At 58.0% G+C, this 12,451-nt stretch carries 13 protein-coding genes; 9 read left to right on the top strand and 4 right to left on the bottom strand.

Annotated elements, in window-relative coordinates; all coding sequences use genetic code 11:
- Window positions 1–25: 25 nt before the first annotated feature.
- Window positions 26–457, bottom strand: coding sequence for a GNAT family N-acetyltransferase (locus tag ACQR3R_RS12555; protein ID WP_428272521.1), 432 nt, complete (start codon window positions 455–457; stop codon window positions 26–28).
- 152 nt (window positions 458–609) lie between these two features.
- Between ACQR3R_RS12555 and ACQR3R_RS12550 the strand changes: the two genes are divergently transcribed.
- Together ACQR3R_RS12550 and ACQR3R_RS12545 are read left to right on the top strand one after the other, a co-directional pair.
- A complete protein-coding gene (locus tag ACQR3R_RS12550; protein ID WP_428272520.1) occupies window positions 610–1,047 on the top strand; it encodes a hemerythrin domain-containing protein in 438 nt (145 codons plus the stop codon).
- Between the two features lie 52 nt (window positions 1,048–1,099).
- Window positions 1,100–1,687: an NUDIX domain-containing protein gene (locus ACQR3R_RS12545; protein WP_428272519.1), complete on the top strand. Its 588-nt coding sequence runs from the start codon at window positions 1,100–1,102 to the stop codon at window positions 1,685–1,687.
- 28 nt (window positions 1,688–1,715) lie between these two features.
- Here ACQR3R_RS12545 and ACQR3R_RS12540 read toward each other — a convergent pair whose 3' ends face one another.
- The gene (locus ACQR3R_RS12540) at window positions 1,716–2,228 is read right to left on the bottom strand and encodes a methylated-DNA--[protein]-cysteine S-methyltransferase (RefSeq protein WP_428272517.1); all 513 of its coding nucleotides are present in this window, start codon (window positions 2,226–2,228) and stop codon (window positions 1,716–1,718) included.
- A 135-nt stretch (window positions 2,229–2,363) separates the two neighbouring features.
- Between ACQR3R_RS12540 and ggt the strand changes: the two genes are divergently transcribed.
- Both ggt and ACQR3R_RS12530 read left to right on the top strand, forming a co-directional pair.
- The gene (ggt, locus tag ACQR3R_RS12535; RefSeq protein WP_428272516.1) at window positions 2,364–4,091 is read left to right on the top strand and encodes a gamma-glutamyltransferase; all 1,728 of its coding nucleotides are present in this window, start codon (window positions 2,364–2,366) and stop codon (window positions 4,089–4,091) included.
- A 69-nt stretch (window positions 4,092–4,160) separates the two neighbouring features.
- Window positions 4,161–4,694: an isochorismatase family protein gene (locus ACQR3R_RS12530; RefSeq protein WP_428272515.1), complete on the top strand. Its 534-nt coding sequence runs from the start codon at window positions 4,161–4,163 to the stop codon at window positions 4,692–4,694.
- 16 nt (window positions 4,695–4,710) lie between these two features.
- Here ACQR3R_RS12530 and ACQR3R_RS12525 read toward each other — a convergent pair whose 3' ends face one another.
- Window positions 4,711–5,355, bottom strand: coding sequence for a TetR family transcriptional regulator C-terminal domain-containing protein (locus ACQR3R_RS12525; protein WP_428272514.1), 645 nt, complete (start codon window positions 5,353–5,355; stop codon window positions 4,711–4,713).
- Window positions 5,356–5,462: 107 nt separating this feature from the next.
- Window positions 5,463–6,359 carry a LysR substrate-binding domain-containing protein gene (locus tag ACQR3R_RS12520; protein ID WP_428272513.1) on the bottom strand — a complete coding sequence of 299 codons (897 nt, stop codon included), beginning with the start codon at window positions 6,357–6,359 and terminating at the stop codon, window positions 5,463–5,465.
- A 153-nt stretch (window positions 6,360–6,512) separates the two neighbouring features.
- Between ACQR3R_RS12520 and ACQR3R_RS12515 the strand changes: the two genes are divergently transcribed.
- From ACQR3R_RS12515 to ACQR3R_RS12495, 5 genes are all read left to right on the top strand, one after another.
- Window positions 6,513–8,012: a cytosine permease gene (locus ACQR3R_RS12515; RefSeq protein WP_428272512.1), complete on the top strand. Its 1,500-nt coding sequence runs from the start codon at window positions 6,513–6,515 to the stop codon at window positions 8,010–8,012.
- On the top strand, window positions 8,009–8,842 hold the full coding sequence (locus ACQR3R_RS12510; protein ID WP_428272511.1) for a nitrilase-related carbon-nitrogen hydrolase: 834 nt from the start codon (window positions 8,009–8,011) through the stop codon (window positions 8,840–8,842). Before ACQR3R_RS12515 ends, ACQR3R_RS12510 begins: the two co-directional genes overlap by 4 nt.
- 50 nt (window positions 8,843–8,892) lie before the next feature.
- On the top strand, window positions 8,893–9,957 hold the full coding sequence (locus ACQR3R_RS12505) for a LuxR C-terminal-related transcriptional regulator (protein WP_428272510.1): 1,065 nt from the start codon (window positions 8,893–8,895) through the stop codon (window positions 9,955–9,957).
- Between the two features lie 159 nt (window positions 9,958–10,116).
- Window positions 10,117–11,985: an amidohydrolase family protein gene (locus tag ACQR3R_RS12500; RefSeq protein ID WP_428272509.1), complete on the top strand. Its 1,869-nt coding sequence runs from the start codon at window positions 10,117–10,119 to the stop codon at window positions 11,983–11,985.
- A gap of 326 nt (window positions 11,986–12,311) precedes the next feature.
- Window positions 12,312–12,443, top strand: a complete 132-nt coding sequence (locus ACQR3R_RS12495) for a hypothetical protein (protein ID WP_428272507.1) — start codon at window positions 12,312–12,314, stop codon at window positions 12,441–12,443.
- Window positions 12,444–12,451 lie beyond the last annotated feature (8 nt).

The following is a 12,451-nucleotide window of genomic DNA, read 5'->3' as shown; positions in this document are numbered from 1 at the left end:
AGCCGGCCGACAACCCCGGCGTGATTCACGCGTCGTTGTTCAGGCGCTTCTGGAAAAAGAAGCGCCGATGGCCTGGCGGGTAGTCGGCAATGTGCCCCAATTCGCTGTAGCCCAGTTTTTTGTAGAACTGCGGCGCCTGAAAGTCGAAGGTGTCCAGCCAGATTCCCACGCACTCTTTCTCACGCGCCAGGTCTTCGGCCATCTGCATCAGCCTTGAACCAATACCCTGGCCACGGCCCTGCTCGGGCACTGAAAGCAACTCGACAAAAAACCACTGATAAAACACTCGGCCGTACAGCCCGCCAAGAATTTCGTCATGCTCATCGCGCACCAGCAAGGCAATTTGTTCCGACACCGTGACGCCAGCCTTGGAGGCGTTATAGGCACGTAACGGCAGCAGAATCGCCTGGCGTTCTTCCTCAGAGGGGTTCAGTGAGCGTTCGATTCGCAGCGGCATCAGCTACATCCTTATGGCTTGAGATGGGACAACTGTGGCTAGCCTATCGCGCCGGACCTCGGTTGTTCCAGCGCATCGGTGGAACCGTCGCTTGCGCGCAGATGTCTAGCCTAAACAGCGTCACTCCAGGACGCGGCCTATGAGGACATCCCGTGAATATCTTTGAAGCCTTGCGCGAAAGTCATGACCGCCAACGCACCTACGCCGACGCCTTGATCAAGACTAGTGGCGATACGCCGGAGCGGGTCGAGGCCTACAAGCAGCTCAAGTCCGAGTTACAAGCCCACGAAACGGCGGAAGAACGGCATTTCTATATCCCGTTGATGGAGTTCGATAACGGTGTGGACCTTAGCCGCCATGCGATTTCCGAGCACCACGAGATGGACGAGATGATGGAAGAACTCGACGAGACAGAGATGTCCAGCCCAGCCTGGCTTGCGACCGCAAAGAAACTCGCCGAGAAAGTGCATCACCACTTGAAAGAGGAAGAGCAGAAGTTTTTCCAGATGGCCGGAAAATTGCTGGATGACAAACAGAAAGAGACCTTGGCCGGGCAATACGAAAAGGAATACAAGGCACAGCTGCCTTGAAGGTTTTTTCGTCTACTATGCTGGCCTTCTGACGAAAAAAGGATGAGTTGTCATGGCGAACACAGCCGAGCGGGTCAACATTGTCGAGTCGCAGGTGTTGTCCCACGACTGGTACTTGCTGAAAAAAATCACCTTCGATTACCTACGCAATAATGGCGAATGGCAACGCCAGACCCGCGAAGTCTATGACCGTGGCAATGGCGCAGCGATCTTGCTGTTCAATCGCGAAAAGAACACCGTGGTGCTGACCCGCCAGTTCAGATTGCCGGTATTCGTCAACGGCCACGACGGTTTGCTGATCGAAGTGGCAGCAGGTCTGCTCGAAGGGGCTGCACCTGAAGAGCGCATTCGTGGTGAGGCCGAAGAAGAAACCGGTTACCGCGTACACCATGTGCAGAAGGTGTTCGAGGCCTACATGAGCCCGGGTTCAGTGACTGAGAAATTGCACTTTTTCATCGCTGAATACGACGCCGCCTCTAAAGTCAGCGAGGGTGGCGGCCTCGAAGAGGAAACCGAAGAACTCGAAGTGCTGGAGTGGACTTTCGATCAGGCACTTGAAGCGTTTTATCGCGGCGAGATCTGCGATGCGAAAACCATCATGCTGCTGCAGTATGCGGCGATGAAAAATATCTTCGACTGACCGCAAGGCGCGCCTGCAGCAGGGCGAATCAGAAGCCTTCCAGGCGCCCGGTTTCACCCCGTTGCCCGCCCTCCAGCGTCAGCAATAACTCTTTGGCTTCAAGCCCACCGGCAAAACCGGTGAGCTTGCCCGATGCGCCAATCACCCGATGACACGGCGCAACAATCGAAATCGGGTTCTTGCCATTTGCCGCGCCCACTGCCCGAACGGCGGTCGGGTTGCCGATTTGCTCGGCAATCTGGCTGTAGCTGCGCGTTTCACCGAACGGAATGGTCAGCAATGCGGCCCAAACCTTCTTCTGAAAATCTGTCCCGACAAAATCCAGTTCCAACTCGAACCTGTTTCGCGTGCCGGCAAAGTACTCCTGCAACTGGTGTGCAGTGCGCAGCAAGATCGGGTTGTCCATCGCCTGCTTCATCGGCCCAAGCTTTACTCGGTTTGGTTTGTCGTTTTCCCAGAGGATCGCCGCCAATTTTGCGCCGTTCGCGACCAGCTTCAATTCGCCGACCGGCGAGGCCACGGTGGTGAAGGTAAAACTCATGCGGGCGAACTCCAAAATCAGGTGGACAAGGGACGAGCATACTGCCTGAACGGGGAGGCGCAAACCGCAATCCCAGCCATACTTCCTACTGCTCTTGAAGCGCTTTCCTACGATAAAACAAGAAGAGACTGACTCATGAAGTTCGAACCTTTTGCCAAATCGCTGATAGCGACCTCGTTGGCACTCACCTGCCTTAGCACTTACGCGGCTTCTGTGGCCCCGGTCGCGGCCGAAAACGGCATGGTGGTCACCGCGCAGCACCTTGCCAGTAAAGTCGGCGTCGATGAACTCAAGAACGGTGGTAACGCGGTCGATGCCGCGGTGGCGGTGGCTTATGCGCTGGCGGTGGTGTATCCCGCGGCGGGTAACCTCGGTGGTGGCGGTTTCATGACCATTCAGTTGGCGGACGGTCGCAAGACCTTCCTCGACTTCCGTGAAAAAGCACCGCTTGCCGCGACCGCCGACATGTACCTCGACAAAGAGGGCAACGTCGTTCCAGACCTCAGTACCCGCGGCCACTTGGCGGTTGGCGTACCGGGGACCGTGTCCGGCATGGAATTGGCCCTGAAGAAATACGGCACCAAGCCGCGCAAGGAATTGATCGCACCGGCCATCAAGTTCGCCGAAGACGGTTTTGTACTGGAGCAGGGCGACGTCGATTTGCTGGAAACCGCGACCGATGTATTCAAGAAAGACATGCGCGACTCCGGCTCGATTTTCCTGAGCAATGGCGAGCCGATGCAGGTCGGGCAAAAACTGGTGCAGAAAGACCTGGCCAAAACCCTGCGCGAGATTTCCGAGAAGGGCGCCGATGGCTTCTACAAAGGTTGGGTCGCCGACGCTATCGTCACGTCCAGCCAGGCGAACAAAGGCATCATCACTCAGGCCGACCTCGACAAATACAAAACCCGCGAACTGGCACCCGTGGAGTGTGATTACCGTGGTTATCACGTCGTTTCGGCACCACCACCAAGCTCAGGCGGGGTGGTGATTTGCGAGATCATGAACATCCTCGACGGCTACCCGATGAAGGCGTTGGGTTACCACTCGGCGCAAGGTATGCATTACCAGATCGAGGCCATGCGCCACGCGTATGTGGACCGCAACAGCTACCTCGGTGACCCGGATTTCGTGAAAAATCCGATCGAGCATCTGCTGGATAAAAATTATGCGACCAAGCTGCGCGCTGCCATTGAACCGCAAAAGGCTGGTGTGTCCCGCGACATCAAGCCTGGCGTAGCGCCGCACGAGGGCAGCAACACCACCCATTTCTCGATCGTCGATAAATGGGGCAACGCGGTGTCGATGACCTACACACTTAACGACTGGTTTGGCGCTGGCGTGATGGCCAGTAAAACCGGGGTGATCCTCAACGATGAAATGGACGATTTCACCTCGAAAATCGGTGTGCCGAACATGTACGGCCTGGTGCAAGGCGAGGCCAATGCCATTGCGCCCGGCAAGGCACCGTTGTCGTCAATGAGCCCGACCATTGTCACCAAGGACGGCAAGGTCGTCATGGTGGTCGGTACGCCCGGTGGCAGTCGTATCATCACCGCGACGCTGCTGACCATTCTGAACGTGATCGATTACGGGATGAATATCCAGGAAGCGGTCGATGCGCCGCGTTTCCACCAGCAATGGTTGCCCGAAGAAACCAACCTGGAAACCTTCACCACCAGCCCGGACACGGTGAAGATTCTCGAAAGTTGGGGGCATAAGTTTGCCGGGCCGCAAGACGCCAACCACGTAGCGGCTATTCTGGTTGGAGCGCCGTCGCTGGACGGTAAACCAGTCGGCAAAAACCGTTTCTACGGTGCCAACGATCCACGGCGCAATACCGGGTTATCGCTCGGCTATTAAGGATTGTTTTTGCAGGGGGACAGCTCTATTTTGTGTCCCCTGATTCACCGACATTTCAAGGACGGCCCCATGAGCACTGCACTGCTGATCATCGACGTGCAACACGCCTTGTGCACTGGCAAATACGAATGTTTCGACATCCAGCGCATTATTGAAACCATCAATGGACTGAGCGCCAGGGCGCGCGAGGCCGGGGTGCCGGTCATCCTTGTTCAACACGAAGAAAAGGTCGACCTGCTGCAGCATGGCAGCGAAGGCTGGCAACTGGCGCAAGGGTTGCACACCTCACCTCAAGACCTTTATGTGCGCAAGACCACCCGGGATTCCTTCTACCGCACTAACCTCGGTGCGCTCCTGCAAGAGCACAACATCGATCGGCTGATCATGTGTGGTTTGCAAACCGATTATTGCGTCAACGCAACCAGTCGCCAGGCACATGAGCGGGGTTTCGACGTGGTGCTGGTGTCCGATGCCCACTCCACCGTCGACAACGACAGCATGACCGCCGCCGACATCATTGCCGAGCACAACGAGGACCTCGCCAGACTGACCGGCCCTGTGGCTCGGGTCGATGTCATCCCTGCCAGCCAGGTCAAACTCTAGAACCACTCGACCCTGTTCAAGTGGCGAACATCAGCACCTGATTCGCCGGCACCGTGGCTGCCGGCATCACGCCGCCCAACACCAGGCGCGTAATGGTCGCTGCTGCATTCTGATAATCCTCATCCTGCGGCGTCTCGCGCCCGGTGATGTGCGCGATCTGCCAACCCAGATTGGTGTAGGTGCGCGTCGCCGACCAGATGAACAACATCAAATGCTCGGGATCGACCGGCGCCAGCAATCCGCGCTCGATCCAGCTGCGCAGGCAGTCGACATTGCGCTGCGCTTCGGCATACAGCAGTTCGCGACATTCCTCGGGTAATTGCCTGCCACCCAACAGCAGCTCGCCGCTGAACACCTTCGCAATGTGTGGATGCTCGCGGGCGATGCGAATGCGCGAGGTGATGTAGGCCTGCAGGCCCGTCGCCGGGTCATCGCTTTCGCGCAACGCCGCCGATGCCTCCAGTAACGGCTCGACAAACCCGAGCAAGACCTTGGCGTAGAGCTTTTCCTTGCTCTGAAAGTAGTAGTACAGATTGGGTTTTGGCACCCCCGCGCGCGCCGCAATATCCCGCGTTTGCGTGGCATCGAAGCCCTTGGCGGCGAACTCTGCGCTGGCAGCCTCCAGGATGAGGTGCTGATTGTGCTGGCGAATGCGACTCATGGGGATGTCTTGGTGATTGAAGCTGCGCAATATACAAAACTATATAGCGGTGAGCCAGATGCAAATTGGCTAGCTCCCCGCTGCAGCCAATTGGATGCACGAAAGGGTTAAGTGAAAATATCCACCAGCTCCGTCAGGAACGCGCTCACCAGATCCCGCTGGCGAGCGGAATGCCTGACGGCTGCATGAAAGCCGACCTCATAGCGCAGCAGCTCGGGATTAAGCGGATGCAACTGCCCAAGTTGTTCATGTTTCGCCGCATAGTGTTGCGGCAAAAATCCCAGGTGTTGGCCCGATAGAATGAGCAGCGCGGCGCCATCCATGCTGTCGGTCAGCACTGTCAAACGCTCGATGGACGCTGGCGCCGGCATTTCCGGCAACGGATGGCTGGGCCATACCCAATCGTAATGGCTGACATCGTCGCGAGTCAGTTCACCCACTTGCTCGAACAGTGGGTGAGAAGGGGCGCAATAGGCGATCTGGGTTTCATGGAACAACGGGAAGTAATCAATGTTGGGCAAGCGATGCCAGAAGTAACCGATCGCCAAATCGATATGGCTATTGATGATTTTCTCTTCCAGCAGTGATGACGACAGCTCGGTGAAGTGGAAATACAATCCTTCATGGCGGGCTCTGAGACGAGCAATGGCCAGCGCGATTTTCTTGTTGGCGACGGGATCGATTTGACCCAATAAACCAATGTTGATGCTGCCCGATACTTTGCGGTTGATGTGCTGCACCTCAACCCGGAAACCTTCTGCGGCGGCCAGTAAGCGTCGGGCTGCCTCGACAAACTGGGTGCCTTTGGGCGTGACCGAGAATCCGCTGCGCCCGCGTTCGCACAAACGAAATCCCACCCGCGCTTCGAGTGTCGCCAATTGCGCGCTGATGGTCGGTTGCGTGGTGTTCAGCGCCGTTTGCGCGGCCGAAATTCCGCCAGCCTCGACCACGGTCAGAAATACCCGAATCAGACGCAGATCCAGTTCCGATACAGTCCCGAGCATGCGCCCTCCCAATCATAAAGTTAGATCACATAGACGTGCATCTATGTAAACAGTGGATCTGCGATATTTTACCGCCCCGACCAGCCCCATACATTGCAGTGAAACCGGCGTATTGCCCACAAAAACAACAATTACCCACATAGGAACAATCGTATGTCAGGGGCTCCACTTTCTGCACACGCCGTCGAGGCAAGTAGCGGGCTGGCCATCGAAGGCCACTCGATCGATTACATCCCGGAAAACGAACGCCACGCCAAGCTCAGTAGCCAGGGACCTTTCTGGTTCTTGGGCAACTTTCACTTTTTCACCATCTCGATCGGTTTTGTCGGCCCAAGCCTTGGGTTGTCGGCGTTGTGGACGATGCTAGCCGGTGCACTCGGCATCATGTTCGGCACTATTTTCATGGCATTTCACGGCTCACAAGGCCCGGAAATGGGACTGCCGCAAATGATCCAGTCCCGGGCTCAGTTTGGTTATCGCGGGGTAATCCTGGCGTTGATGGCAACGATGTTTGTGTTCGTCGGCTTCAACGTGGTCAATATTTCGCTGATCATGAGCGGCCTCGAACACGTGTTTGGCGTTAACCCGACAATTGTCGCCGTTGCGGTCGTGCTGGTCGGTGCCTTGTTGTCGATATACGGCCACGACCTGATGCATAAGGTCTTCAAGTGGGCATTACTGGTCACCTTGCCGCTGTATGCGCTAGTGACCATCGCCTTGATGTTCGGTGCCGGGCAGGAAGGTGTTACGCCCGCAACGGACCTGGGTTTCAATTGGGTAGCATTTGCCACGCTGTTCGCCATCGGCGCGAGCTACAACATCTCTTATGCGCCGTATGTTTCTGACTATTCGCGCTACCTGCCGAAGAACACCAGCCGCCCGAAACTGATCGCGGCGGTGTTCATCGGCGCGTCACTGTCCGGCAGCTGGATGATCGGGCTCGGCGCGTTCCTTGCTCAGCAATTGAAAGCGGCCGACGCGCTGGTGGCGCTGAATCAGGTCGGCTCTTCGATGATTCCCGGACTGGGCAATTTTTTGGTGATTGTGTCGGTATTGGGCTTCCTGCCGATCATCGCACTCAACACCTACAGCGCCATGTTGACCCTGTTGACGGGGGTCGATTCGATCAAAAAAATTACCCCGACGCCCGGCGCACGGGTGATGTCGATTTCCGCCATCAGCTTGATTCTGTTGACCTGTGTCCTGTCGATCAAAGGTGATGGCATCGCCCTGCTGAACACCTTCCTGGTACTGCTCTTGTACTTCCTGGTGCCATGGACAGCCGTCAACCTGGTGGACTACTTCTTCGTGCGCAAGGGGCGTTACGCGATCCCCCATTTCTTTACGCCAAAGGGCATTTACGGCGCTTGGCAATTTCGCGGCATCGTCTCTTACCTGATTGGGTTCGCCGCCATGGTGCCGTTCTTTTACATCTTCGATGCGGCGGCCAACAAAGAGGTATTCGTCGGGCCGATGGCTCGCATGCTTGAGGGCGTAGACATCGCCTGGCTGGTAGGCCTGGTTGTGTCGGGCCTGACTTACTACCTGCTCAGCCGTTCGATAGACCTTGACTACGAACGCGGCATCATCGACTCGATGACCGAGCGCGACATCGTCGCCATGACCCATCAGCCTGCGGAGGAGGGACGTTGAGCATTGCAAAAAATACCGTGGTTGCCTGCTGCCAACTGGCACCGAAAATAGGTGATCTGGCGTTCAACCGGACGTTGACCGAACGCGCCATTCGGTCAGCGGCGCTGCGTGGCGCGCATGTCGTGGTGCTGCCCGAACTGGTTCAGAGCGGCTACTTGTTCGCCGACCGCGATGAAGCGCTGTCGCTGGCAGAAACCGCCGACGGGCCAACCCTGGCGCTGTGGAAAATGTTGGCGAAGGAATTGAACATTGTTGTGGTCGGCGGATTTTGCGAGCGGCTGGCGGATGGCCAACTCGCCAACAGCTCCGCGATGATCGATGCACAAGGTCTGCGAGCCATTTATCGCAAAGCGCATCTGTGGGATGCCGAGAATGAAATCTTCAGTGCCGGAAATGAAGCGCCGCCCGTGATTGATACCATTCATGGACGCCTCGGCATGTTGATTTGCTATGACCTCGAATTCCCCGAATGGGTGCGACTTCCAGCGTTGGCGGGCGCAGATTTGTTGTGCGCCCCGGTCAACTGGCCCGATGGACCTCGGCCACCCACCGAACGCGCGGCAGAAGTGGTGCGGGTTCAGGCGAACGCATCGGTCAACCGGATGTTTATCGCCGCGTGCGATCGTCACGGCCACGAGCGTGGGGTGAGCTGGGTACAAGGTTCGGTCATTGTCGACGCCGATGGTTATCCGTTGGCCGGCCCGGCAGAGCAGGGCGGCGAGCAGATCCTGCTGGCATCGCTGAACCTTGGGGAGGCGCGCAACAAGCGAATCAGTGCACGCAATGATCTGCATCGGGATCGGCGCGCGCAGTTGTATGGCGTTCTGTAGTTGTCGTTGTCATCGCAGTCGCTGACTGGACGACATCGCTGCGCCATGGCATGGTCCGATCAATACAGCGTGTAGCAGACGGGATCGGTGCGATGCAGGAGGGGCAGCAACTCGACGGCGTGACGTCCATGGCAACGCTCGCGGCGTTCAACCGATGTGTACTGCAGCTGGGTCGGCTTGCGCGGGATCGCGGCGCATCGCGGTTTATCGCTGATGGCTTGCACGCCTTTGGCCAGTTAGTGCCGTTTGCTTCTGCCTGGTGGGGCGAGATGTCCGCGTCTGGCTCCCAGGTGCCTCCCAAAAGCTGGATGCACGGGCGCATCAACCTGCCGGAATCCTTCGCTGCCGAATGGCACACGGGGGCGGGCACCGACAGTTTTTCCCATGCCACGTTGAGCCAACCCGGTGAGGTGGTACGCGAAAGCGGGTATGACGGTCTCGACGAAGTGGTGAGTGCGTTTGCGCTGCGACACGATCTTTACCACGCGATGTGCATCACCTTCGAGTTACCTGAAAGCGGCCTGATGTTTTTTGTCTGTCTGTACCGTGGACCGCTCGGGCCGGCGTTCGACGATGCGCAAAGCCTGCTGTTCTCGGCGTTCTGCGATCACTTGTTGCAGTTGTGGCGATTTCAGGTGCAGGACATGATCCGTTTCGACACTGGCAACGGAGCAACCGACTTCGCCATTGCGCGCATGGACGGCAGCTTGCTGTACGTGGGCGCAACGTTATGCGCGGCCATACAGCGCGAGTTGCCGCAGTGGAGCGGGTCGATGCTGCCCTCGCAGGTCACCACGCAGTTGCCAAACGCGCCCTGCGTGATACGCCTTGGACGTTGTGCGCTGACGCTGACTCCGAATGCCGGGCATGTGATTTTGTCTCTGGAGGTGCAGCCACGTGGGGCGATGCTTGCGCCACGGGAACGTACGGCAGCGATGTTGTTTGCGGCCGGCCATTCCTATAAGGAAATCGCCAAAATGCTCGCACTGAGCCCGGCGACCGTGCGCACCTATCTGCGTAATTGTTATTTGCAGCTTGGTGTCAAGAGCAAGGTTGAGCTGGGTTCAGTGCTGCGCTCGCCCATCCCGCCCCCGGACTTCAACCGCCAGCCTTGAGTGCAGCCGCCTGCTGCACTGGCGTTTTTTGCTTCGACCCTCCTCATTTGCAGAGGTCCATCCAGCCGCTGCGCTCTATAGGGTATGCCCTGCATATCAGGGGCTTGCACGGCCGTGTGCCTGAGCACGCCCAACACTATAAAAACAGAGGTGAGGCAGGTGAAATTTTCCAGGCTATTTATCGCCGTTACAGCGACTACGGCATTTTCCTGCATGGCGCTGGTGGGTTGCCAGACCCAGGGTTCGACTGGCGCTGACATGGTGATGCGCAACGGCTATGTCTACACCGTCGATGGCAAAAACCCGGTGCAGCAGGCGATTGCTGTCACGGGCGGGAAGATTGTCTATGTGGGCAGTAACGAAGGCGTTGCTGCCTACGTCGGCAAGCAGACGCAGCAGGTTGACCTGGCGGGACGCATGCTGATGCCGGGGTTCATTGATGCGCATATGCATCCCGGCGATGGTGGCCGCGCCATGACCTTGTGCGACCTCAAGTACCAGACGATGACGCGGGCGCAAATGCAGCAAAGCATCCAGGCATGCCTGGATGCCGAACCGGACAAGGGGCCCGACGTCTGGCTAGAAGTCGGTAGCTGGGATCGCATGGGCATGGACGGAATCGATGGCGATCCCGACAAATCGACGCTGGACGCGCTCAAGACCTCTCGGCCGATTCAGGTGCGCTCCACTGATTTCCATACCACGCTGACAAACTCTCGCGGCCTGGCAGTGGCCGGTATCAACAGGCTCACGGTCGATCCGAGTGATGGCAAATACCGGCGTGACAGCGCTGGCAATCCGAACGGTATTTGTGAGGATGGCGCTGCCGATACCATGGCCGCCGTCGTGCCGCCAGCCACCGATGCGCAGAAGCTGATCCAGATTCGTGCAGCGCTCGACGCCATGCGCCAGCAAGGTATTACCAGTTTCTTCGATGCCTTGTCGGGGCCGGAAAATGGCCAGGCCTTTACTCGCCTGCAGCAGTCGGGCGAACTGACTGCCCGTGCCTTGCTGGCGATCAAACTGGACCCGGCCGCCGCAGCCGCCGACCCGGTAAAAACCATTGCCGACGCCAAGGCACTGGCTGATGTTTACGATCAAGGTGAAGTCAAGGTGGCGCCCGGAGTGAGCATGCGCCACGTCAAGCTGTTCATGGACGGCATCATCAATGCCCCGGCAGACACGGGCGCCATGCTGACGCCGTACTTGCACAATAGCGGTACCGACAAGGCGCCAAAATGGACACCCGGCAAAAACCTCGGCGAGTTGTATTTCCCCCCGCAAGTTCTCAATCCGCTGCTGTTGCAAGCGGTGCGCAGTGGTTTTGATCCGCACCTTCATGCCACTGGCGAACGCGCCGTGCGCGACTCGCTGGACAGCATCGAATACGTGCGCAAACAACTGCCCGGCAACGAATTTCGCCCGTCTATCGCCCATGCCGAATCGGTGGACCCCGCGGACTATGGGCGTTTCAAGGCACTGGATGTGACCGCCACCATGTCCTTTCAATGGGCTCAGCAGGCGCCGTCCACGGTCGATGGTACCGAAGAGCATCTTGGCGCGGCGCGTTTTGCGCGCATGGAGCCATCAGGCAGCATCGCCCATGCCGGCGGTCGCGTCGCCTATGGCAGTGACTGGCCGGTGGACCCGCTGGATGAGTTCCTTGCACTGAAGGTTGGGGTTACCCGCTCGGGGGATCCGCTGAATCCGCACAGCTATGGCGCCAAATACGCAGGCAGGTTGAATGCCGACCCGGCGCTGTCGCGTGCCGAAGTATTGCGCGCAATCACCTTGAATGCGGCGCAGCAACTGAAGCTGGACGCGGTGGTCGGTTCGGTGGAGGTAGGCAAGTTCGCCGACTTGATCGTGCTGGATAAAAACTTCATGCAGGTGCCCGAGGCTGAGCTGGGCCGCAATCAAGTACTGCTGACCGTCGTGGGCGGCAAAGTGGTGTGGGCGAAGGCGCCGTTCGCAAGCCTTGATCCGAGGCTGGCCGAAGTCGCCGTTGCACCTTCGCAAGCACAATAAAAGCGCTGTTCAGAAGGCAAACAGGCTGATCCTGATTGCCGCTTAGCGGAGTAAATTGTAGGAGCGAGCGTGCTCGCTCCAGATACGTGGCGAATGCCGCAATTCATGGTTCCAACGCAAACCCGTAGGAAACCGGCTTGCCGGTGATGGCGATGCCAAAAACGCCATCGCTGGCAAGCCAGACGCCTACGGGTCGGTGGTGAATGCCGGGTTGTTGTGGTTAACGCAGATCCCGTAGTAAACCGGCTTGCCGGTGATGGCGATTCCCAAAACGCCATCGTTGGCAAGCCAGACGCCTACGGATCGGTGGTGAATGCCGGATTGTTATGGTTAACGCAGAACCCGTAGGAAACCGGCTTGCCGGTGATGGCGATTCCAAAAACGCCATCGTTGGCAAGCCAGACGCCTACGGATCGGTGGTGAATGCCGGATTGTTGTGGTTAACGCAGATCCCGTAGGAAACCGG

This window comes from Gordonia sp. IEGM753 (assembly GCF_050321825.1).
Lineage (GTDB): Bacteria > Pseudomonadota > Gammaproteobacteria > Pseudomonadales > Pseudomonadaceae > Aquipseudomonas.
This window is presented reverse-complemented; position numbering and strand designations above follow the sequence as displayed.